Source organism: Alterotamlana spongicola (assembly GCF_035818475.1).
In the GTDB taxonomy this organism is placed as follows: Bacteria; Bacteroidota; Bacteroidia; order Flavobacteriales; family Flavobacteriaceae; genus Cognatitamlana.
On sequence record NZ_JAYMGV010000001.1, the window covers coordinates 1525570 to 1548572 of the forward strand.

23 protein-coding genes are annotated in these 23003 nt (G+C 33.6%); 19 read left to right on the forward strand and 4 right to left on the reverse strand.

What is annotated here, in order from left to right:
- Window positions 1–259: 259 nt before the first annotated feature.
- The 3 genes from VOI54_RS06660 (at window position 260) to VOI54_RS06670 (ending at window position 3040) form a co-directional block, all read left to right on the forward strand.
- Entirely contained in the window at window positions 260–406 is a 147-nt protein-coding gene (locus VOI54_RS06660; RefSeq protein WP_326281944.1) for a hypothetical protein, read from the forward strand.
- 116 nt (window positions 407–522) lie between these two features.
- On the forward strand, window positions 523–2355 hold the full coding sequence (locus tag VOI54_RS06665) for a tetratricopeptide repeat-containing sensor histidine kinase (protein ID WP_326281945.1): 1833 nt from the start codon (window positions 523–525) through the stop codon (window positions 2353–2355).
- 10 nt (window positions 2356–2365) lie between these two features.
- The gene (locus tag VOI54_RS06670; protein WP_326281946.1) at window positions 2366–3040 is read left to right on the forward strand and encodes a response regulator; all 675 of its coding nucleotides are present in this window, start codon (window positions 2366–2368) and stop codon (window positions 3038–3040) included.
- A 259-nt stretch (window positions 3041–3299) separates the two neighbouring features.
- Here VOI54_RS06670 and VOI54_RS06675 read toward each other — a convergent pair whose 3' ends face one another.
- Entirely contained in the window at window positions 3300–3803 is a 504-nt protein-coding gene (locus VOI54_RS06675; RefSeq protein WP_326281947.1) for a DUF456 domain-containing protein, read from the reverse strand.
- A 114-nt stretch (window positions 3804–3917) separates the two neighbouring features.
- Here VOI54_RS06675 and VOI54_RS06680 point away from each other — a divergent pair, with 114 nt between their 5' ends.
- Window positions 3918–4394 carry a hypothetical protein gene (locus VOI54_RS06680; RefSeq protein ID WP_326281948.1) on the forward strand — a complete coding sequence of 159 codons (477 nt, stop codon included), beginning with the start codon at window positions 3918–3920 and terminating at the stop codon, window positions 4392–4394.
- Window position 4395: 1 nt separating this feature from the next.
- On the opposite strand, the gene VOI54_RS06685 is transcribed toward VOI54_RS06680, so the two are convergent.
- Together VOI54_RS06685 and VOI54_RS06690 are read right to left on the reverse strand one after the other, a co-directional pair.
- Window positions 4396–5520: a glycosyltransferase family 2 protein gene (locus VOI54_RS06685; RefSeq protein WP_326281949.1), complete on the reverse strand. Its 1125-nt coding sequence runs from the start codon at window positions 5518–5520 to the stop codon at window positions 4396–4398.
- Window positions 5517–6449: a hypothetical protein gene (locus VOI54_RS06690; RefSeq protein ID WP_326281950.1), complete on the reverse strand. Its 933-nt coding sequence runs from the start codon at window positions 6447–6449 to the stop codon at window positions 5517–5519. Before VOI54_RS06690 ends, VOI54_RS06685 begins: the two co-directional genes overlap by 4 nt.
- Window positions 6450–6521: 72 nt before the next feature.
- Here VOI54_RS06690 and VOI54_RS06695 point away from each other — a divergent pair, with 72 nt between their 5' ends.
- The 8 genes from VOI54_RS06695 (at window position 6522) to VOI54_RS06730 (ending at window position 12531) form a co-directional block, all read left to right on the forward strand.
- Window positions 6522–7160 carry an outer membrane beta-barrel protein gene (locus tag VOI54_RS06695; RefSeq protein ID WP_326281951.1) on the forward strand — a complete coding sequence of 213 codons (639 nt, stop codon included), beginning with the start codon at window positions 6522–6524 and terminating at the stop codon, window positions 7158–7160.
- A complete protein-coding gene (gene ruvC / locus VOI54_RS06700) occupies window positions 7160–7708 on the forward strand; it encodes a crossover junction endodeoxyribonuclease RuvC (RefSeq protein ID WP_326281952.1) in 549 nt (182 codons plus the stop codon). Before VOI54_RS06695 ends, ruvC begins: the two co-directional genes overlap by 1 nt.
- Window positions 7709–7800: 92 nt before the next feature.
- Window positions 7801–8952 carry a radical SAM family heme chaperone HemW gene (gene hemW / locus VOI54_RS06705; RefSeq protein ID WP_326283141.1) on the forward strand — a complete coding sequence of 384 codons (1152 nt, stop codon included), beginning with the start codon at window positions 7801–7803 and terminating at the stop codon, window positions 8950–8952.
- Window positions 8953–8964: 12 nt separating this feature from the next.
- On the forward strand, window positions 8965–9717 hold the full coding sequence (locus tag VOI54_RS06710) for a cyclase family protein (RefSeq protein WP_326281953.1): 753 nt from the start codon (window positions 8965–8967) through the stop codon (window positions 9715–9717).
- A complete protein-coding gene (locus tag VOI54_RS06715; protein WP_326281954.1) occupies window positions 9718–10329 on the forward strand; it encodes a DUF4230 domain-containing protein in 612 nt (203 codons plus the stop codon).
- A 29-nt stretch (window positions 10330–10358) separates the two neighbouring features.
- Window positions 10359–10727, forward strand: coding sequence for an MmcQ/YjbR family DNA-binding protein (locus tag VOI54_RS06720; protein WP_326281955.1), 369 nt, complete (start codon window positions 10359–10361; stop codon window positions 10725–10727).
- Between the two features lie 132 nt (window positions 10728–10859).
- On the forward strand, window positions 10860–11687 hold the full coding sequence (locus tag VOI54_RS06725) for a hypothetical protein (protein ID WP_326281956.1): 828 nt from the start codon (window positions 10860–10862) through the stop codon (window positions 11685–11687).
- A 265-nt stretch (window positions 11688–11952) separates the two neighbouring features.
- Entirely contained in the window at window positions 11953–12531 is a 579-nt protein-coding gene (locus VOI54_RS06730) for a PhnA domain-containing protein (protein ID WP_326281957.1), read from the forward strand.
- Between the two features lie 9 nt (window positions 12532–12540).
- Here the strand turns inward: VOI54_RS06730 and VOI54_RS06735 are convergent, their stop codons facing one another.
- Window positions 12541–13389, reverse strand: a complete 849-nt coding sequence (locus tag VOI54_RS06735) for an AraC family transcriptional regulator (RefSeq protein ID WP_326281958.1) — start codon at window positions 13387–13389, stop codon at window positions 12541–12543.
- 393 nt (window positions 13390–13782) lie between these two features.
- On the opposite strand from VOI54_RS06735, the gene VOI54_RS06740 reads away from it, so the two are divergent.
- From VOI54_RS06740 to VOI54_RS06770, 7 genes are all read left to right on the forward strand, one after another.
- Window positions 13783–14712 carry a dihydrodipicolinate synthase family protein gene (locus VOI54_RS06740; RefSeq protein ID WP_326281959.1) on the forward strand — a complete coding sequence of 310 codons (930 nt, stop codon included), beginning with the start codon at window positions 13783–13785 and terminating at the stop codon, window positions 14710–14712.
- Between the two features lie 85 nt (window positions 14713–14797).
- Window positions 14798–15064: a DUF1272 domain-containing protein gene (locus VOI54_RS06745; protein ID WP_326281960.1), complete on the forward strand. Its 267-nt coding sequence runs from the start codon at window positions 14798–14800 to the stop codon at window positions 15062–15064.
- Complete coding sequence (locus VOI54_RS06750) at window positions 15061–16644, forward strand: aldehyde dehydrogenase (NADP(+)) (protein WP_326281961.1); 1584 nt, start codon at window positions 15061–15063, stop codon at window positions 16642–16644. The genes VOI54_RS06745 and VOI54_RS06750 overlap by 4 nt, the downstream gene beginning before the upstream one ends.
- A 104-nt stretch (window positions 16645–16748) precedes the next feature.
- Window positions 16749–18479: a DUF885 domain-containing protein gene (locus VOI54_RS06755; RefSeq protein WP_442809360.1), complete on the forward strand. Its 1731-nt coding sequence runs from the start codon at window positions 16749–16751 to the stop codon at window positions 18477–18479.
- Window positions 18472–19482: a 4-hydroxyproline epimerase gene (locus tag VOI54_RS06760; RefSeq protein WP_326281962.1), complete on the forward strand. Its 1011-nt coding sequence runs from the start codon at window positions 18472–18474 to the stop codon at window positions 19480–19482. Before VOI54_RS06755 ends, VOI54_RS06760 begins: the two co-directional genes overlap by 8 nt.
- Window positions 19483–19492: 10 nt before the next feature.
- Window positions 19493–21751 carry a S9 family peptidase gene (locus tag VOI54_RS06765; RefSeq protein WP_326281963.1) on the forward strand — a complete coding sequence of 753 codons (2259 nt, stop codon included), beginning with the start codon at window positions 19493–19495 and terminating at the stop codon, window positions 21749–21751.
- A gap of 3 nt (window positions 21752–21754) precedes the next feature.
- On the forward strand, window positions 21755–23002 hold the full coding sequence (locus tag VOI54_RS06770) for an NAD(P)/FAD-dependent oxidoreductase (RefSeq protein WP_326281964.1): 1248 nt from the start codon (window positions 21755–21757) through the stop codon (window positions 23000–23002).
- The last annotated feature ends 1 nt before the right edge of the window (window position 23003 follow it).

The following is a 23003-nucleotide window of genomic DNA, read 5'->3' on the forward strand; positions in this document are numbered from 1 at the left end:
AACATATTTTAGCAGTTCTTAGTAAGCGCCCCAATAATTCCCTAAGTTTATTTAAGAAAAATTAATCCATTTTTGACCATAAGGTCATATTCCCTCAAGTATATAAAATTGATGCAGGTTTGTGTGTTCAATTTTTAAGTTAATTATCCATTTTTTCCCTCGTTTGAGATTTTGAATTTCAAAGTCTTTAACAATTTTGAGTATTTATTTTTTTAAAAATAATAAGAGAAAAACTGTTTAACCTTAAAAATTGAATAATATGAAACCCCTAAAAATTACATTAATTTTAGCAGTACTTTTTGCAACATTAAGTTCATGTACAAAACAAGATTTAACTGAAGATGACGTTTTAACTGATCCAACAGAGGTAGTAGTTCCTTTTACTGGAGGACAAGTGAACGACTAATTCTTTTGAAAAGATATGATGTAAGGTCTGCCGTGGTATAACGGTAGACCTTATTTTGTTGATATAAATTAAAAAATTATAAATACATTTGAGGAATAAGCCTTAATTGTTTTTTTTTGAGATTTTTATTAGTAGTCTTTTTTTTAGTTTCTATTCTATCCTTTGGTCAAGGGTTGTCAAAAAGTGTATTTAATGATATTGACTCCATTCAACGTGATTTTTTGAGTCAAAAAATTACAGATTCCTCTAAAGTGGGTTTTGCTCATTATCAGTTAGGTGAAATTTTTAGGAAAAGAACACCTTATACAGATAGCGCATATTTTTATTATCACAAAGCTGAAAAAATCTTCCGTGATATTCAGGATAATCTTAACATAGCAAAAACGTTATATGGTATTGCTGTTGTCCAACAACTTGAAAAGGATTATACTGGTAGTGAAGTAACTTCTATTGAAGCCATTTCTTTATTAGGAAATATAAGAGAAACCAATGAAGTTAAGCAATATAGATCTTTTATATTTAATAATTTAGGGATTGTTTTTAATGAATTGGAACAATATAACGAATCTTTAAAATATCATAAGCAATCGCTGGAATTGAGGAAAGATTTAAAGGACCAAAATAGAATAGATAATTCATTAAACAATATTGGTTTTGTTTACAAGAATTTAAGGCAGTATGATTTAGCTATTCAATGTTATGAACAAATATTGAATAATAATAACCTCCTCAAAAACCGTCCAAGCTTTTATGCCCTTGTTTTAGATAATTTTGGACAAACGCTGTATTTGTCTGGAGATACTCAACGGCTTCCTGATTTGTACCAAAGAGCTTTAAATATTAGTGATAGTATTGATTATAGAGGGTATAATTCAATAATTATTAGCCAGCATTTAGCAGAATATTATCATGATCAAGGAAACAGGGATTCAGCACTTTATTATGCATATAGAGCAAAACAGGTCTCAGAACAGTATCATAATGATGATTTATTAAAGTCTCTGCTATTACTCTCAAAAATTGAAGAGGATAGTAAAGCAACAAAGCATTTAAAAACTTATGTAAAGCTTAGTGACAGCCTTCAAAAAAACGAACGGGCCATTAGAAATAAATTTGCCAGAATTCGTTTTGAAACCAAACAAATAGAGCAGGAAAACATCCAGATAGCCAAAGAACGGATGTGGCTTTTAATTATCTCTGTAGTAGTTGTCATAGCTTCCTTTTTGTTGTATTTGGTTATCACCCAAAGAAACAAGAACAAAGAGCTGCAGTTTATTCAACAGCAACAGGAAACCAATGAAGAGATCTATAACCTGATGCTGTCACAAAATGAAAGTATTGAGGAAGCCAGAACTTTAGAGAAAAAACGTATTTCAGAAGAACTACATGATGGTGTTTTAGGGAGGTTGTTCGGGACGCGTTTAAGTCTGGACAGCTTAAATATGAATAACAGCGAAGAGGCCATAAAAACTAGGAGTCAGTATATTGATGAGCTTAAAACTATAGAGCAGGATATTAGAAAGGTATCTCATGAATTGAATACCGATTTTGTTTCCGGTTCCGGATTTATTGATATTATTAAAACTCTGGTAGAAACCCAAACATTGGCCTATGACCTGGTGTATAAATTAGACCGCGATGATGATATAAACTGGGATAATATATCAAATAAAACAAAGATCCATATCTATAGAATTATTCAGGAAACCTTACATAACATCTATAAGCATGCTAATGCTACTGAAGTAAAAATTAGTTTTAAATTGAAAAAAAATGTAATTTGCTTATCCATAACAGATAATGGTTCCGGGTTTGATGTAAACAAGGCCAAGTCTGGGATTGGCTTAAAAAATATGAATTCAAGAATTAATGAGATTAATGGAACCATAGCTATTAAATCTGAAAAGGACATGGGAACAACAGTAATGATAAATGTCCCGATATCCTAACCTCTAATTTATGACCGAAAAAATAAAAATACTTATGATTGATGACCACCCAATGATTATTGAGGGGTATCAAAACACATTACTTTTTACAAAAAAAGACAATCAGGAATTATTTATTGATATTGCAAACAATTGCGATGAAGCCATTAATTACATGGATAAATCTATCCAAAATGAACGGCCTTATGACATTTTATTTGTAGATATTAGCTTACCACCATCTACTGATGGTACGATGAGTTCCGGTGAGGATTTGGCTGAATATGCCAGAAAAAGTTTACCTGATGCGAAAATTATAATTCTAACCATGTTTAATGAGTCATTTAGAATTCATAATATAATTAAAACTATAAATCCTGAAGGGTTCCTCATAAAAAGTGATTTAACTTCAAGTGAATTAGCTAGCGCGTTTCAGGCGGTACTGAATAATCCACCATTTTATAGCGGTACAGTAAATAGTCATATAAGGAAAACAATTACCAGCGATATTATAATAGATGATAAAAATAGAAAAATACTCCATTTATTATCTCAAGGTGTAAAAACAAAAAACCTGGCTACGCATTTAGATATTTCTTTAAGTGCCATTGAAAAGAGGAAAAAACACCTCAGGGAGATTTTTGAAGTAAGTGACGGACAAGATGAAACTTTACTTGAACATGCGAGAAAAGAGGGGTTTGTGTAGGTAAAATAAGATAACATTAAAAGTAATAGTAACTATTTTATGTTTTTTTTTATTTTTTGACCTCGCAAACCCCTTGTTATTGCTGATTTCTACAACTTACCCGTAAAGGTGTTACGGGTTTCCCGCAGTTTAAAGAGAAATCTTATAGTTATATTTGAGTATCAACACTTCAAAAAATTAATTAATCCCTCAATTTTTTTGTTGATAATAGCAATTTACAATACCCTGTGGAGGTGAGAGACCCACAGGGTTTCTTTTGTTAAAATTGAAAGATAAGATCTTTATGATCCCAAAGTATCCCAATAAATAGGCCTAAATAAATAACCGCAACAACAAACTTTATAAATGTTGAGGTTATAAATCCAATAAAAGATCCGAATGCAGCTTTAGTGGCCGCTTTAGTGTCACTTTTGTTAATAAGTTCCCCAATAAGAGCGCCTAAAAAGGGCCCGATAATAATGCCTCCAGGTATAGGAGCAATCAGTCCAATTATAAGCCCTATGGAGGTGCCAATCATGCCGTATTTTGTACCACCAAAACGTTTGGTGCCCAATGCCGGAATAATATAATCCAGTACCCAGATCAACAGAGCTATTATTAAGGTAATGATCAGGAATGTCTTATCCATGGGAATGGCTTTTGTAAAATGCACTACCAAAAGCCCAATCCAACTGGTTAGTGGTCCCGGTAAAACAGGTAAAAAACTTCCTAAAATACCTAAAACCATAATTAGACTAGCTATAATAATTAAAATGATGTCCATAAATAATCAGGTTTTTTGGTATGACGTTATACTTAAGGGATTGTTACAAATAGTTACTTTTCAAAGGTTAAACTATTAGAATAAAATCGTATTTTTCGGTTTCAGTCAAAATCCATGAAACAACGTTGTGTTTTTATATTAGTTTTAATGCTTGTGTCCTGCGAGTATTTTAATGTAAAGAAAACATCCTCTGAAGCTATTCTAAATGAAGAATTGCAAACTTTTAATTGGAATGATGTGGATGAATATCCAAGTTTTTCGCTATGTGATTCTTTAAATACAAAAGCCGAAAGAATATCCTGTTTTCAAAGCACTATTGTAAATCATATAACCAGTCATTTAGAAAAGGAGGTTATTATTGTCACACAAGATATTAATGATACTATTGTATTACAATTACAAGTGTCCAAGGAAGGTGATTTGGTACTGATGAATACAAAGATAGACTCTCTGACCATTCAGGAAATCCCCAACATAAAAACCTTGCTTATTAAAAGTTTAGATACACTGCCAAAAATTTTCCCGGCTAATAAAAAAGGGCAACTGGTAACTACTAATTTTAGCTTACCAATAATCATTAATGTGAATTGATTTATTTACTAAACCGCCTGCCTTTCCATTTATAACTTGAAAAAACAGAAATAAAAGCCACGTAAACACTAAAAAAAGGATAAATAATAAAGCCGGACAGGTAATTTCTCAGCGCTGATTTTTGCCTGAAAAAGGCAGCAGATTTGTAAATAAGTAATACGTCTATATTAAACTTCATAAAGAACAGGTAAAACAGCAGTTTAAGTTTAAAGAGGCCCATTACAGAAAGTACTAATGCTATAATTAGTAAAGCATTCATCAATAGTACTATTAATCCGGTAAATTTTCCAAACCAATGGTTATAGGCTGATGTTTTTGCAGCCCAACGTATGCGTTGCGTACACAGGTCTTTCCATGTGGGTTGAGGTTTTGTTATAACTATAGCTTGATCAGATTTCAGGTAGTAAAGCGCTTCAGGTAGTGTTTGAACTACTTTTTCAAGCATAAAAATGTCATCACCGCTTGAGATGTTACTATTGCCTTCAAATCCTTTTAATTTTGAAAACAGCGCTTTTTTATAAGCAAAATTAGCACCATTACATAAAAAAGGCTTTCCTATACCAAAGCCGCCAATAGTAGCGCCTTGTAAGCTTAACATGTCTAAAATTTGGAACCTGTGAAGCAAGTGGTTTCCTTCCTGATATAACACAGGAGCTACAACGCATGATGCCTTTGTTTTTTGAATGAATTCATCAAAACTATTCAGCCAGTATTTGGGTAAAATACAATCGGCGTCGGTAGTAACAATCCAATCATTTTTAGAGGTGCTTATAGCCGTAGTAATAGCATCTTTTTTTGGAGAGCCTGTTAGTCTTTTATTTGAAATTAAGTTAAATGATGTTTTTGACATCTTAATAAAAGTCTTGACAATTTCAGCGGAGGAGTCATCAGAAGCGTCATCAACTAAAATAACCTCAAATAAGTGTTTTGGGTATTTTAGAGCCTCTATTGATTTTAATAGCCCAGGTAAATGTTCAGCTTCATTTCTAAAAGGTATAACAACAGAAAACTTAGTTTTAGCGGGAATATTTGATAACTCAAAAACCTTAACTTTATCAAAACCATGGGTGAAACGCCCTATGAAAATAATATATATTATAATTATGATTAAACTGAATATTATCATACAAAGCGCTTAGTTTTTGGGTAAGAATAATTAAGTACATAATAGCTTCCAAAAAGGCTAGGTAAAGCAAAATTAAATAGCCACATTATGGTAACCACACTAAGTGATGTGAATTGATCAACACCAGCTATTGAAAACAAGTAAACACCAATGCTCCCTTTGATAACAACATCAAAAAGTAATATTGATGGTAAAACGGATGCCATAAGATACATAGACGAAACCACAACCATGGTGTTAAAATATCCCATGTCTACATAGAAAAGTTTTAATAGGTAATAAAACTGAAAAGAAAAAATAAAATATCTGATTAAAGCATATATAAACCCTTTAATAAGTAGATGCTTTGGGTAACTTGTTAAAAAACGTTTTATTTTTTCTAAAGAAACCCCTTTTACTGAAATGTTTTTTCTAGGAGCTAAAATTCCGATACCCCCTATAGTTATGAGCAGAATTAGTAAAAAATGAAAATGCTTGAACAAATTGATATTCAACTTGTATTCTAAGATAAAAAAATATAAGCCAATGATACCGAGAATTGTTGTTATTGCCATTTGCAATAAGTTATTAATCAAATTTATAAATACAATGCGTTTTCTTAAATTAACAGCATAGTACATAGCTTTTACTCCATATTCACCAATTCTGTTTGGTGTAAACAAAGATGCTGTTAAAGAACTTAAGCTTTGCTCTAATGCATTTTTGAAGCTTATTGTTTTTATAAAACCGACCAAAGTTTTCCATTTTAAAATTTCAAAAAACCAATTAAAACTAGTTAAGAATACTAAAAAAACAAGGTTTGCAATTGTGAAAATGTTGTTCTTAGCAATAAAATCTATAAAATCAGTATATTTTAATTCCGTACTATCAACTAATTTGTAGTATATAAAATAAAATGCACCGGTAACTATACTTAGTTTAATAAGCACAAAAAAGAATTGTTTAGATTTGTATTGAATCCAATGCATAGAATTGTTGCAAATTAAATCAATAAAATATTAATGCGCCCTATACTTAAACGGAATAAGAATTATTTGCTGGCGTTGTTGTGTAGTTCAATGAGTTGGGTTGGTATATGTCAGGGAGATGCCAGTACGGTAAAAGCGCAATTTGCCTTAGGGCTAAATACCCCGTCATCTAATGGTTTTGTTGGGAGTTTTGAAGGGAATGCTATTAATTTTCCCAGTATTAATCTGGGATTACAGTATATGTTTATGCCAAAATTAGGAGCTAAACTGGATTTTGGATATAATAGTTTTTCAAATGCAGAGCGTTCACCGGAATTTAAATTAAACTATACCCGTATCAATTTGCAACTGGTTTATGATGCTTCAAAGTTGTTGAGTTTTAGCAACAAATTGGGCCTATTTTTACACGCTGGTCCCGGAAGTACTACCATAAAGCCCTTAGGTAATTATGGTGATAATAAAACCACGTTTTTAAATACCGTCACAGGCTTGGAAATTCATTATGGGGTGTCTGATAAACTATCTGTATATTTGGACACTTCTTATATATTGGGGTTTGGAAAAGAATTTAACCCTATATCAAGTGGTTTTGGATCATTTAATGGGCATTTGTTAACCGTAACCATTGGTGCATCCATATCACTAAGTGGTTGTTATTATTGTGGAGATTAATGCAGGAAAAAATTATTTTAGGAATTGACCCGGGGACAACAATTATGGGCTTTGGACTCATAAAAGTAGTTGGTAAGACCATGCAGTTTTTACAGCTTAATGAGTTGGATTTAAAAAAGTATGACGACCATTATTTAAAGTTAAAACTCATTTTTGAACGCACTATTGAGCTTATTGATACCCATAATCCAGATGAAATTGCTATTGAAGCCCCGTTTTTTGGAAAGAATGTACAAAGTATGTTAAAGCTGGGAAGAGCACAAGGGGTGGCTATGGCAGCAGGTTTAAGCAGAGAAATACCTATAACCGAATATCTTCCAAAAAAAATAAAGATGGCTATTACCGGAAATGGAAATGCCAGTAAAGAACAGGTAGCGAAGATGTTACAAAGTCTTTTAGGACTCAAAACCTTACCTAAGAATCTGGATGCAACAGATGGCTTAGCGGCCGCTGTTTGTCATTTTTATAACTCAGGGAGAGTAAGTATTGGTAAAAGCTATTCCGGTTGGAATGCTTTTGTAAAACAGAACCCTGATAAGATAAGGTAATTTGCCTATTCTTTTATTTTTTGGGAAGTCAATAAAAGAAAATTTAATCCTAAATTTAGCTCACATAATTCATAGATTCAAAACTCTAAATTATCGCAGGGATATACATTCACATACCGTTTTGTAAACAAGCATGTTTTTATTGTGATTTTCATTTTTCTACCTCTTTAAAAAAGAAGGAAGCGCTCATTCAGGCACTTGTAAAAGAAATAGAACTTCGCAAAGAGGAGCTTTCAAATCAGAGTATTGATACCATTTATTTTGGTGGTGGTACCCCTTCTTTATTGGCGGTTGATGAATTACAATTGTTGATAGATACCGTTTATAAAAATTTTAGAGTAACAGATGATCCCGAAATAACTCTTGAGGCAAACCCGGACGATTTATCTATAAAACAAATAAGCGGTTTGGCAGATGCGCCAATAAACCGTCTGAGTATAGGCATTCAATCTTTTTTCGAAGAAGATTTAAAGGCGATGAATCGGGCTCACAATGCTCAAGAAGCCAAGGCTTGTTTAAAACATGCTTCAAAGTATTTTGATAATATAACTATAGACCTCATTTATGGCATTCCCAATATGGGCCTGGAAAAATGGGATGACAACTTAAATATGGCTTTTGATTTTGGGATTAACCACATTTCAAGTTATGCTTTAACGGTTGAACCTAAAACAGCTCTTGATTCTTTTGTAAAGAAAGGAACATACCCTCCAATAGATGAAAATTTGGCTTTGAGTCACTTTAATCATTTGATCGATAGAACACAGGCTGAAGGTTTTGTGCATTATGAAACATCAAATTTTGGTAAACCGGATTATTTTTCAAGACATAATACCAGTTATTGGCAAGGGAAATCTTATTTAGGGATAGGGCCTTCGGCACACTCGTTTTATGGCAATCAAAGACGTTGGAACATATCTAATAATCCAAAATATATAAAAGCTATTCAAAAAAGTAAGTTGCCAAATACTGTTGAAATACTATCTTTAAAAGATCAGTATAATGAATATGTCATGACCGGTTTACGTACCATATGGGGTGTATCCTTAGATAAGGTTAAAAATGAATATGGAGAAAAAAGGTTTCAGTATTTAAAAACAGGAGCTGAGAAGTTTATCAGTCAGGGGTTACTCGCTGTTTCAAGTGAAGCTAAAGACGATGGAAATTATACAGACACGCTAATAACCACACAAAAAGGAAAATTTTTAGTAGACGGAATTGCTTCCGAACTATTTATGATTTGATTATATTTGGGTATGATCGCAACAATCCAATATAATTCCAGAAAACTTCAGATAGATTTAACACAGCCTATTGATATTTCTATACCAATCAGGGCTTCAAAAGACAATGTAAATGCATGGTATATAGGGCCACCTGAAATAAAACCGGTTAAGGACGGTGAATGGATAGCCAGTGTTAAGGATGGTGCTTGTATAAATTTCAATACTATTCATTTTAATCCGCATGCACATGGTACCCATACAGAGTGTGTAGGACATATTACTGAGGAACTTCATTCCATAAACAAAAACTTAAAACGGTTTTTCTTTTTGGCAGAGGTCATTACAGTTGCTCCGGAACGATTAAATGGAGATTCGGTAATTTCAAAGAAACAGATTCAGTTTGCCTTAGGTAACAAAAAAAGAGATGCTGTAGTTATTAGAACCATTCCTAATACCAGAAAGGAAAAGTTTACAAAACAGTATTCTAATACCAACCCAACTTATTTATTAGAGGATGCAGCGGTGTATTTAAGAGAAAAGGGTGTAAAACACCTGTTAATAGATTTGCCGAGTGTAGATAAGGAGAAAGATGAGTGTCAGCTCTTGGCACATAATGCATTTTGGAATACCAAAGGGAAATTAAGAATGGACGCTACTATAACAGAATTTATTTATGTGTCAAACAAAGTAAAGGATGGCACGTATTTTTTGAATTTACAAATAGCATCTTTTGAAAATGATGCATCACCAAGTAAACCTGTTTTATATAAAATATTAGATTAGATGGATGCCATTTTAGGAGTTTTAATAGGAGTATTGGTGGGCTGGGCTTTAGTTACTTATTTTCAAAGTATTAAACAACGGCAATTGGTTGATTCGCAATCTACAATACTGTTAGACAAAATTAAAACCGTTTGTAAATTGATAACCGTAGAAGGTGACTTTGCTGAGATCTATCAGTATCAAGATGTGAAACAACGTTTACTAAAGCTTATTTCAAGTAAAAAGAAAGCCCTGGTAGTAATAAAAGCTAAGGCTTATGTGGGCTTTGATTTGTCAAAGATTGTATTGAGAGCAGATAATAACAAGAAGACAATTATACTTGAACAATTTCCGCAACCGGAAGTACTGTCTATTGAAACCAATTTAAATTATTATGATAAGTCTGACGGCATATTCAATAAGTTTGACGCCGCAGATTTAACGGGTTTACATGATGAAGCTAAAAAGCAAATTCAGAATAAAATCCCTGAGAGCGGACTTATTCAGGCAGCGCAAAAGGAAGCTTTAGAAACTGTTTTGTTAGTAAAAACCATAGTAGAAACTATTGGATGGACATTAGATTATTCTGATTTAAATATTGAAGAGCATAAACTCCTTAAGCTCAAAAAATGATTGAAATTTTTACGCCTAAAACATAAATAGTGGACATAGAACAAATCAGAACCTATTGTTTAAGTAAAAAAGGAACTACCGAAAATTTTCCTTTTGATGAAGATACCTTAGTATTTAAGGTTCTTGGAAAAATGTTTGCTTTGGCTTCGTTAAAATGGTGGGAGCGTGGTGAAGCAGCTATAAATTTAAAAGCAGATCCGGATTACTCTGAAGAACTTCGTGCAACGTACAATAGTATCCGTCCGGGATACCATATGAGCAAGAAACATTGGAATACACTTTACCTTCACGAAGGTGAATTACAGGCACAACTTATTAAAGCACTTATAGATCATTCCTATGATATGGTTGTAAAAGGACTGACTAAAAAAATGAGAGATAGCCTAAATCTTTTATGAAAATGAATGATTTTGTTGTATATTTATAAACTATTGTCTCTCAATTACTTATTTGTAGCATAATCACTTAGGCCTTAAATCTTAAAGTAGTATTTAATTAACTGATATATTAACTTTAATTTTTAACAGATTATGAAAACAACCAGCCAATTAATTTCAGCAATTGCTATGATGCTTTTGCTATGCTTCACTACAACTGTTTTAGCTCAGGAAGAAGAGCAAAAAGGGTCCCAGTACATAACGGTTACTACTTTACACTGGAATATGGATTATGAGGATTTTGATATGGATACCTGGAAAGCGGTAGAAAAAGAATATTTAGACAAAGTCACGGCAAAGAATGACCATGTTATGGGGTCCTCTTTTTATTTACATCAAATGACTCCTGATAATAGGGAACTGGTTTATGTACGTGTTTACGGAAGCTGGGATGCTATTGAAAAAGCAGGATCAAGAGACTCAGAACTGGAAAAGGAAGGATGGCCTGATGAAGAAGAAAGAAAGGCGTTTATGAAAAAACGTAACGCCTATTATTCAAACTTTCATTCCGATGAAATTTATGTCACATTACCTTTGGTGAAGCCATTAGAAGATGTTTCAAAAGATTTGATATGCTATGTGCGTACAAGTCATATGGATTTTCCAGAGGATGGAAAAACGGATGAAATAAAGATGCTAATGAATGAGAATTTTGAAAAACTAATTAAAAATAACCCATTGATCAAAGCGTATTATTCGCACCGGCATGCCTGGGGTAAAGATGCTACAGAAATGATTGAAGCCTTCTTTTTAGACTCTATGACAGATCTAGATAAATTGTTTGAAGGTTTGCCTGCTCTAATTGAAGAATCATGGCCGGATGAAGAAGAAAGAAAAGCAAGGTGGAAAACACTTAACAGTTATTTTACCGGTGTTCATGGAGATGCTGTTTTTAAATTTGTAGCAGGACTATCTAAATAAGAGGTTCTTAAACGTTTATTAGAGGCTGTCTAGAAAATGTCATTCTGAATGATGATGAAGAATCTCCTAAGGTTTTAATGTGTTAATTTTTAAATAAATAAGATTCTTGTCTGCTTCGCAGGGTGCCCTCTTGAAAGTATACTTTCATTCAAGCAATGCTCTGAATGACAAAATAAATCACTTTCCAGACAGCCTCTTTTAGTTTGCCCCCTAACTTGTAGAAGCTTTTATTTAAACGTATTATTGCAAAATAAAAGTCACGGATATGAGCGTACTACAAATATTAAAGGATAGAAGCAATAGCACTTGCGAATTGTGCGCATCAACCAATACGTTGAAACAATATACTATTCCACCATCATTAAATGAAAATGTGGACAATGATGTTCTGGTTTGTAAGACCTGTTTAGATCAAATAGAAGGCCATGAAACTATGAGCCCTAACCATTGGCGTTGTTTGAATGAGAGCATGTGGAGCGAGCATGTGGCTGTACAGATTATGGCCTGGAGGATGTTACAAAGACTCAGAAATGAAGGCTGGCCCAAAGATTTACTGGATATGATGTACCTTGATGATGAGGCTATGTCATTAGCAAGAGCAACCGGAGAAGATCAGGACGAAAGCGAAAAAATTATACATAGAGATATTAACGGTGTTATTTTAAAAAACGGAGATGCAGTAGTGCTTGTAAAGGATCTAAAAGTAAAAGGGTCCAGCATGGTTGCTAAACAGGGAACTGCGGTTAGAAATATTAGAGTAGACCGTGAAAATGATAAATATATTGAAGGGAAAGTGGGGGCTCAGCAAATAGTTATTGTTACAGAGTATGTTAAGAAAATATAAAAAGTAGGTTTAAGCCAAATGTTCCGATTTGTATTTTAGTGGGGACGTTTTTTTTAACTGTTTAAATTGGCGATTAAAATTTGAGATATTTTTAAAACCGGATTTATAGGCAATCTCTGCAATGGTTAAATCTGAATTTTGATTTAATAATTTACAAGCATTTTCAATACGCATTTTTGTTAAAAACTGAAAATAAGTTGTATTAGTACGCTGTTTAAAATACCTGCAAAATGCATTACTGGTCATATTAGCTACATCAGCAATTTTATCTAAACTGATATCCTGATTAAAATTGTTCATGGTGTATTCAAAAACAGCACTCATTCTTTTACCTTCATTGTCACTGTAATTTTTTTCATATAGAAAAGATGACAATTGTTCAATTTTTGAATCACAAATAAGATGTAAAATTTCAAATAATATAATGAAGCGTTCTAACTTATCTGCGTTTTTAAGTTTTAAAAACTTAGTTTTTACAGTGTCTTTATTAGAGTTTAGTTTAATACCATACAAACTTTTGTTGAAAAAAGAATTTAAAGAATTAAATTCTTTCAGTTTAAAGAAGTTGTCTCCAAAAGAATCTTTATTAAAAAACAAAGAGAGCATTTGACTGTTATTAGTACTGTAAATATCGCTTTTAAAGACATGAGGAAGATTACTGCCGATTACAAAAATATCATTCGATTTAAAATGAGTAACAGAATCCCCCAAAACAAATGTACCTTCACCTTCAAGAATCAAACTAATTTGAACTTCTTGATGCTGATGTAGTTTGTCATAAAAATAGGGCTCTATATCTTCTTGATATACAAGAGCCTCGTTTTTTTGTTTTGGAATTTTAAAAGGAAATACTTTCATAAATGGTTTAATCTATTAGGGATTGGTTATCTCAAATAACTAAATTTTTAAGATCATTAACATCACAAAAATATCCTCAGTTTTAAAGTTAAAATTTACCATATGATAAGTATCGATGAAATACAGTAATGATTGATAAAGATATTTCAGAATTTGGGCGAAACATAAAACTTAATATAAATAACTTATTTATAACGCAGTAAAGTTGGCTAAAAAATATCTAAGTTTAAGTAAATAAATCAAGACCTTGCTTTATAATTTGTTAAATTTTATCCAAAATTTAACAAATTATAAATATATTATGATAATATAGTATCAAAACAGAATAATAAACGAATAAAATGAGAATGTGCAAATAATTACATTTGTTAAGTATTTAATAAAAAACTAGAAATGGGTATTCAATGGAAAGGCGTTATGCCAGCAGTTACAACACAATTTACAGCTAATGATGAGTTGGATTTAGAGTTATTTAAAATTAATATTAAAGCACAATTAGATGCAGGTGTTCATGGTATTGTTTTAGGAGGAACACTTGGAGAAGCAAGTACGTTAACAGATGAAGAACGTCGTGTTTTAACAAGAGAAACAGTTGCACTGGTAGAAGGGAAAGTTCCGGTTTTAATGAATATTGCCGAACAAACTACCAAAGCTGCCATAGCCTTAGCTAAAACAGCTGAAGAAGACGGAGCAAAAGGTTTGATGATGTTGCCTCCAATGCGATATAAGGCTAGTGATGCTGAAGTTGTAGAATATTTTAAAGCCGTTTCTAATAGTACAGCTTTGCCAATTATGATTTATAATAACCCGGTTGATTATAAAATTGAAGTGACCTTAGATATGTTTGCTGAACTTTTAGAAGCGTGCCCTAACGTTCAGGCGGTAAAAGAGTCTACAAGAGACACTACTAATATTACAAGAATTAAAAATAGATTTGGAGATAGATTAGCAATTATGACAGGAGTAGATACATTGGCTTTAGAGAGTTTACTGCTTGGAGCTGATGGTTGGGTAGCTGGTTTAGTAGATGCATTTCCGGCAGAAACGGTTGCTATTTATGAACTTCAAAAAGCAGGAAGAATTAAAGAAGCTATTGCTATTTATAGATGGTTTATGCCATTGCTGGAGTTGGATATAAGCCCTAAATTAGTTCAGTATATAAAACTAGCTTCAGTATATACTAAAATTGGCTCAGAATATGTAAGAGCACCAAGGTTAGTGTTGCAAGGCAAAGAACGAGAGGAAATAGTGACAATAATAGAGGATGGGCTAAAAACCCTACCAACCCTACCAGACTATAAAAATTTAAGTGTTTTAGTATAGACAACTTGAGGTTTAAGGTTGAGGAATATGTTAGGGTTTTAGTCATGCACTTCTTTATAAAAGATATAATATTTAATATAGGGAGATGTTAGAAATCAGACCAACATGTGAGCATTGTAACAAATCGTTGCCATATGATTCAAAAGAGGCAATGATCTGTACGTTTGAATGTACCTTTTGTTCAACCTGTGTTGAAACCATTTTGCAGCATGTCTGCCCTAATTGTGGTGGCAATTTTGAAAAACGCCCAATACGTCCTCAAAATTTGTTGAAAAAATATCCTACTTCAGATAAAGTAATTTACAAACCTGTAGATGTAGAAGCGCATTTACAACGAATACAAAAGAAATGATTACAGGAAAAAATTATATAGGGAATCAATTGTCAGCCAATGGGAATAAGGTGTTTAAAACGTTTAACCCTTTATTGAATATTGAAAACCAATGGGAAATTACAGAAGCGTCAACAGACGAAGTAAATCAGGCTGTAGAATTAGCAGCAGAAGCTTTTAAAACGTATTCTAAAATTTCAGGAGTAAAAAAGGCGGAATTTCTGAGAGCTATTGCAGAAGAAATAGAAACTTTAGGAGATGAATTGTTAGAAGTGTACTCTTCTGAGAGTGGTTTACCTAAAGGAAGAGCTGTGGGAGAAAGAGGAAGGACTTTAGGGCAATTACGTGCTTTTGCAGATCATATAGAGGAAGGAAACTGGGTAGCTGCTTCAATAGATACAGCACAACCGGAACGAAAACCATTACCTAAAGTAGATTTAAGGAAAATGAATGTGGCTTTAGGGCCTGTTGTTGTTTTTGGAGCATCAAATTTTCCTTTTGCGTTTTCAACAGCAGGAGGAGACACAGCTGCAGCATTAGCTGCCGGGTGTCCGGTTATTGTAAAATCCCACCCCATGCATGCAGCAACAGGGGAAATGGTTAGTAGCGCAATTATTAAGGCTGCTGAAAAAACAGGTATGCCAAATGGTGTGTTTTCTAATCTTAATAGTAGTGGTATTGAAATCGGGCAGGCTTTAGTGCAACATTCAAAAGTAAAAGCAGTAGGATTTACAGGGAGTATTCGTGGTGGTCGTGCTTTGTTTGATCTGGCAGCAAAACGTAAAGAACCAATTCCTGTGTTTGCAGAAATGGGAAGTGTTAATCCAGTAGTCATTTTGCCTGAAGCATTACAAAAAAAATATAAAACTTTAGCTAAAACATATTCAAATTCAATAACAATGGGAGCAGGACAATTTTGTACTAATCCTGGATTAATAATAGGTGTAAAATCAGAAGGGTTGACAAATTTTGTGAATGCTCTGGCTGAAGACATTATAAAAGAAGAACCTTCATGCATGTTACATCCTAATATAATAGGTGCTTATGAAACGAATAAAACTGCTGCACTTTCACAAAAGGGACTTAAAGTACTAGCAGGCTATGAAGATGACGTAAAAGTTAATCATGCAAAACAAGTAGTAACAGCTGTTGAGGGAGACATATTTTTAAATAATCCAACCTTACATCATGAAGTATTCGGACCATTTTCTTTAGTCGTTCAATGCGATAATATAAATCAATTGGAACAAATAATTTCAAATTTGGAAGGGCAGCTTACCGGAACTATCATTTCTGATGGTAATGAAATTGGTAAATACACTACAGTAGTTAATGCATTGCAAAGTAGGGTGGGACGGATTATTTTTAATGGCGTTCCTACAGGAGTAGAAGTATGCCCTTCAATGTTACATGGCGGACCATACCCGGCTTCAACAGATAGTAGGTTTACAGCAGTTGGTGTAGACTCTATTAAACGATTTGTGAGACCTTTTAGTTTTCAAGATTGGCCAAACGAATTGTTACCGGAAGAACTGAAAAATGAAAACCCTTTAGGGATTTCAAGATTAGTTAATGGAAAGAATAGCAAAGACAAAATATAAACTACAAGAATAATAAAGAGGTGACTAACTCTAAAACTTATTGGGTGTAATTAAAAAAGCACCCTTTAGGTTTTTTAACTATTAATGACAGATAAAAATATAAAATGAATTATTTGAAACCATTTTTTGGATGCATACTATTTTTAATTATGGGCTGCACACAGGTTGCAACAAATAATTCGTCACTGGAACTCGAAGAAATAATTAATAATTATCAAGACCGAGAAGGCTATGACAAAGAAGCCTATCCTTTAGGACTTTTTACAAGAGTATATTATAAAGCTGAAGCCGAATATGCCGAAACGGTTTTACAAAAATTATCAACTATTAATTTTGATGATTTAAATGAAACCGAGCAAATTTCCTTTGAACTTTTAAAGTTTGTATTACAAGATCAAATCGATTATTATGAATTTGAACGTTTTCTAAATCCATTGTTGTCAGATTCAGGATTTCATAGTAACCTGAATTACATCATCAGGCCTTTACAAAATTATGATAAGGTAAAAGAATATTTAAATAAGCTTAACGCCATTCCGGAATTTGTAGATCAGCATTTTATCAACCTCAAAGAAGGTTTAAAAAAAGGAATATCGCAGCCTGGAATAATTTTTAAAGGTTACGAGTCAACATATAACAATCATATTGTTGACAATTTTGAAGCATCTTATTTTTATTCACCATTTAAAAGCTTACCGGAAAGCTTAACAATGAAGCAAAAAGATTCTGTACTGGTTGCAGCTAAAAAAGCTATAGAGGCAACTGTTGTACCCCAATTTAAACGTATAAAGACATTTTTTGAAACGGAGTATTTACCAAGAACGCGACATTCACTTGGAGTTTCAAATATTCCAAACGGAAAGGCATATTACCAAAACAGAATTAATTATTATACCACAAGCACACAATACACTGCTGAAGCGATACATCAAATAGGGTTAAAAGAGGTTGCCCGTATTAAAGCGGAAATGCAACAAATAATTGATGGCTTAGGTTTTAAGGGGAGTTTTGCAGATTTTTTACAATTTTTAAGAACAGATGAACAGTTTTATGCAAAAACACCAAAGGAGCTATTAATGATAGCACGTGATATAGCTAAACGTGCCGACGAACAGCTCCCTCGTTTTTTCAAAATATTACCCCGGAAACCCTATGGAGTAGCTCCGGTACCTGATGCTATAGCTCCCAAGTATACGGGAGGCCGATATATAGGTACAAGTGCAAACAGTACAGACCCTGGGTATTATTGGGTAAATACTTATGATTTATCAAGTAGAACATTGTATACTTTACCATCATTAACAGTACATGAAGCAGTTCCCGGACACCATCTTCAGGGTGCTTTAAATAGCGAGTTGGGAGATAGTATTCCTAAATTCAGAAAAGATTTGTATTTATCGGCTTATGGTGAAGGCTGGGGGCTTTACACAGAATTTTTAGCAGATGATATGGGGATGTATACGACTCCATATGAACATTTTGGAAAATTTACATATGAAATGTGGCGCGCATGTAGATTGGTAGTAGATACGGGGATTCATGCCAAAGGATGGACACGTGAACAAGTTGTTGATTTTATGACCTCCAATACGGCATTATCGTTACACGAAGTAAATACGGAAACAGACAGATACATTTCATGGCCGGGACAAGCCCTGTCTTATAAAATAGGAGAGCTAAAAATCAGGGAATTAAGGACCCGTGCTAAAGATAAGCTGGGAACAGAATTTGATATTAGAGAATTTCATGAGATCATTCTTGAACAAGGTACAGTAACCTTATCAATCCTTGAAAGACGAGTGGATAACTATATAGCAAAAAAATTAAATGAGTAGAACAAAATTTGTTTGTATTGATGCACATACCTGCGGAAACCCTGTTAGGGTAGTTACTCAAGGTCATCCTAATTTAATTGGTAAAACCATGAGTGAAAAACGCCAGCATTTTTTACAGGAATTTGACTGGATTCGCAAAGGCTTAATGTTTGAACCCAGGGGGCATGATATGATGAGCGGGAGTTTTTTATACCCACCTCATAACCCTGAAAATGATTTTGCGATACTATTTATTGAAACATCCGGATGTTTACCCATGTGCGGGCATGGTACTATAGGTACGGTAACTATTGCAATAGAAGAAGGTTTGGTTGCACCAAAGGTTCCGGGAAGAATTAAAATGGAAACGCCGGCAGGGCTAGTGGATATTGAATATCAGCAAACAGGAAATAAAGTAGATTGGGTTAAACTAACTAATGTCAAAAGTTTTTTGGCCGCCGAAAACTTGACTATAGAGCTCAATGACTTAGGAAAGATAACTTTTGATGTTTCCTATGGAGGGAATTATTATGCTATAGTAGATCCCCAGGAAAATTTTAGTGGAGTTCATAATTATACAGCATCAGATATTATCCGTTTCTCGCAGGAAGCCAGAGAAAAAATAAATAAAAAATACCCTAATATGTTTGTGCATTCTGAGAATAATACCATTAGAGATGTATCGCACATGTTATGGACAGGAAGCCCCATAGATAAAAATTCTTCGGGAAGAAATGCTGTTTTTTATGGAGATAAAGCTATTGATAGAAGCCCTTGTGGAACCGGAACATCGGCACGTTTAGCACAATTATATACCAAAGGACAATTAAGTTTAGAAGAAGATTATATCCACGAAAGCTTTATTGGAAGTAAATTTATTGGACGTGTAGAAAAGGAAACCTGGATAGATGGTAAATTAGCTATTATTCCAAGCATAAAAGGGTGGGCAAAAATATACGGATACAATACTATAATTATTGATGATGAAGATGATCCCTATGCACACGGATTTCAGGTCATTTAAAAAAATAAATATGAAACATTATATCAGAGTATTAGCCGTTTGCTATTTATATATGTTACCAATACAAGCACAACACCAGGTAACAAAAGACGACTATAAACGAGCAGTAAGTTTTATGTATGATAACTATAATAATAAAACAGCTTTTAACCTTAATACCTCTGTAAATTGGTTTGAAGATGGATCTGGATTCTGGTTTGTTGATTATTCAAAAGATAATAAAACTTATAAGACTGTTGATTTAAAAAAAGGAAAAGTAAAGGCGCTATTTGATCATGATAAATTAGCTAAGGCACTCACTAAATTAAATGGTAAAGAAGTGAAATCAAATGATTTATCATTATCGGATTTTGAAAACTTAAAAGGAAAACTATCATTCAAAACTAATAATAAAACAGTTATAGTTGATCTAAAGTCCTATAAATTGGAAGAAAAAAAAGCCAATAAGGAAAAGGAAGAGAATCCATTTGAAGCTGAATCTCCGGATGGGAAGTGGGTGGCGTATACAAAGGATTATAATTTGTTTATTAAATCGGTCAAAACCAAAGAGGAATACCAATTAAGTATTGACGGAGATAAGGGGTATGAGTACGCCTCCTGGTATGGCTGGTATGACAAAATGGAAGGCGAAAACGGAGAAAGGCCAAAACGCTTTTATGTGAATTGGTCTGAAGACTCCAAATGGATTGCAACAACCCTTGTGGATACGCGTACTGCTGAGAAGATGTATCTTTTGGACCATAGTATTGATTCATTGTATAAGCCTAAATTAATGGCCTACTATAGGGGTTCTCCGGGAGACAGCACTATGGTGAAAATTACTCCTGTTTTTTACAATATAGAAACTAAAAAGGAAGTTAAAACTAATTTGCCTACAGGAACCCATATTAATGCAGTATCTGCTAACTGGATGAAAGATTCAGGAGCATTAATTGCCAGTTACTCCAAAAGAGGGTTTTTAAAACAATATGTGAAATTAGTTAATTTAAACACCAATACAGAACAAGTTTTAATAGAAGAAACCAGTAACACCGGAATTGATAATTTTGAATATCGCATATTAGAAGATAAACAAAAAATCATCTTTTTATCAGAACGAACAGGCTGGAGACAACTTCATATACTTGATATAAATACTGGTCAAATAAAATTATTGACCAGTGGTGATTATTATATAAATAGCATAAAATATATAGATGAAGAAAACGGTATTATCTATTATTTAGCATCAGGAAAAATACCTGAAAATAACCCTTATCACCAACAACTTTATAAAGTGGACTTTAAAGGTAATGAAACCTTATTGACTCCCGATGATAAACATCATAGTGTTAGCTTTTCAGAAGATGGGAGTTATTTTGTAGATGCGTCTTCAACAATTACCATTCCAACTAAAACTGTGCTAAGAGCTTCAAAAACAGGAGCGCTAATAACCGAATTAACCAGTGCAGATGTGTCACAAGCTGAAGCTATAGGGTGGATGCCGCCAAGCCCTTTTTCCTTAATGGCAAAAGATGGCAAAACAACCATATATGGTGCATTATGGAAACCAACTCATTTTAATTCAAATACATCGTATCCAAATATTGATGCTACTTATACAGGGCCACACACCCAACGTTTTCCAAAATCGTTTAATCGTGGATTTGATAATCAGTCTTTGGCAGAATTAGGGTTCATAGTAGTGCAAATTGACGGATTGGGAACCTCAGGGCGTTCAAAAGAATTTCATGATCATTCTTATAAGAACATGGAAAATAATTTAGAAGATCATGTGTTAGCCATTAAGCATTTAAGTGAAAAATATTCATGGATAGATATTAATAAAGTTGGGATTTTTGGACATTCAGCAGGCGGATATGATACAGGAAGAGCACTGTTGGGGTTTCCGGATTTTTACAAAGTAGGCGTAGCAAGCTCAGCAGATCATGATTTTAGAATGGAAAAAGCCTGGTGGCCGGAAATGTATCAGGGTTGGCCTGTAGATGAGACCTATGAAAAAGTATCAAACATAACTAATGCCGAAAAATTAAAAGGAAAGTTATTACTAACACATGGAGGAATAGATGATAATGTAAACCCCTCAGCAACCTTTAAACTGGCAGAGGCTTTAATTAAAGCAGATAAAGATTTTGATTTGTTAATCTTACCAAGCCAGAGACATGGTTATCGTGGAAAACACAGAAGATATTTTATAAAAAAACGCTGGAATTATTTTGTTGAACACCTTTTAGGAGCAGAACCACTTTGGGACTTTAAATGGAATTAATCAATGAGTAAGAATGTTGTAATTATTGGTGGTGGAATTATTGGACTGTGTTCTGCATATTATCTTCAAAAGGAAGGACACCAGGTTACTATTGTTGATCAATCAAATTTAAATACGGGAGCATCTTATGTTAATGCCGGTTATTTGTCGCCAAGCCATATTATACCATTATCTGCTCCCGGAGTAATGAAAAAAGGGCTTAAGTGGATGTTTGATAAATCAAGTCCGCTTTATATAAAACCACGTTTAAACCTTGATTTTTTAAGATGGGCCTGGGCTTTTAATAAATCATGTACTCAAAGCCATGTTGATAAGGTGGCTCCGGTAATTAGGGATATTTCAGTATTAAGCCAGGAACTGTATTCAGATATTAAAGCAGAAGAAAAGTTTAGGTTTCATTATGAGAAGAAAGGCTTATTAATGTTGTGCCAGACGGAGAAAGTACTGGAAGAAGAAGTGTGCACTGCAAACCTAGCATCAGCACTGGGATTGTCTGCCAAGGAGGTTAGTTTGGACGATATTAAAAAAGTAGAACCCAACTGTCATATTGATGCAATAGGAGCTGCTTATTTTGAATGTGATCAGCATACAACACCTCATGAATTTATGGAGGAGATGAAAACCTATTTAAAGCATGCAGGTGTCCTGTTTTATACCAATGAAAAGGTTGTAGATCTAAAAGTATCAGGTGGTCATATTGTATCAATAAAAACAGATAAACAAGACTTAAAAGCTGATGAATTTGTTTTAGCTGCCGGATCCTGGAGTGATAAGCTTAGTAAAAAACTTGGAATAAAACTATTATTACAGGCAGGGAAAGGATACAGAATTAATACTACAAAAGATACAGGAATTTCTATTCCTGCTATTTTGTGTGAAGCAAAAGTAGCAGTAACACCTATGAATGGGTTTACCCGATTTGCAGGAACTATGGAAATAGCAGGTATAAATCACCATATAAACAAAACCAGGGTTGAAGCTATAGCAAGAGCAACAAAACGGTATTATCCAAATATAGAATTGACCCGGGAAGAAAAAAATGAAGCTGAATGTGGTTTGCGGCCAGTTTCTCCAGATGGATTACCATATTTAGGAAGATCTCAAAAATGCGACAATTTAATTATTGCAGCAGGTCATGCCATGATGGGGTGGAGTATGGGAACGGCAACCGGGAAATTAGTTTCAGAACTGATTTCTGAACAAAAACCATCATTAGACTTAACATATTATCATCCGGATAGAACATTTTAAT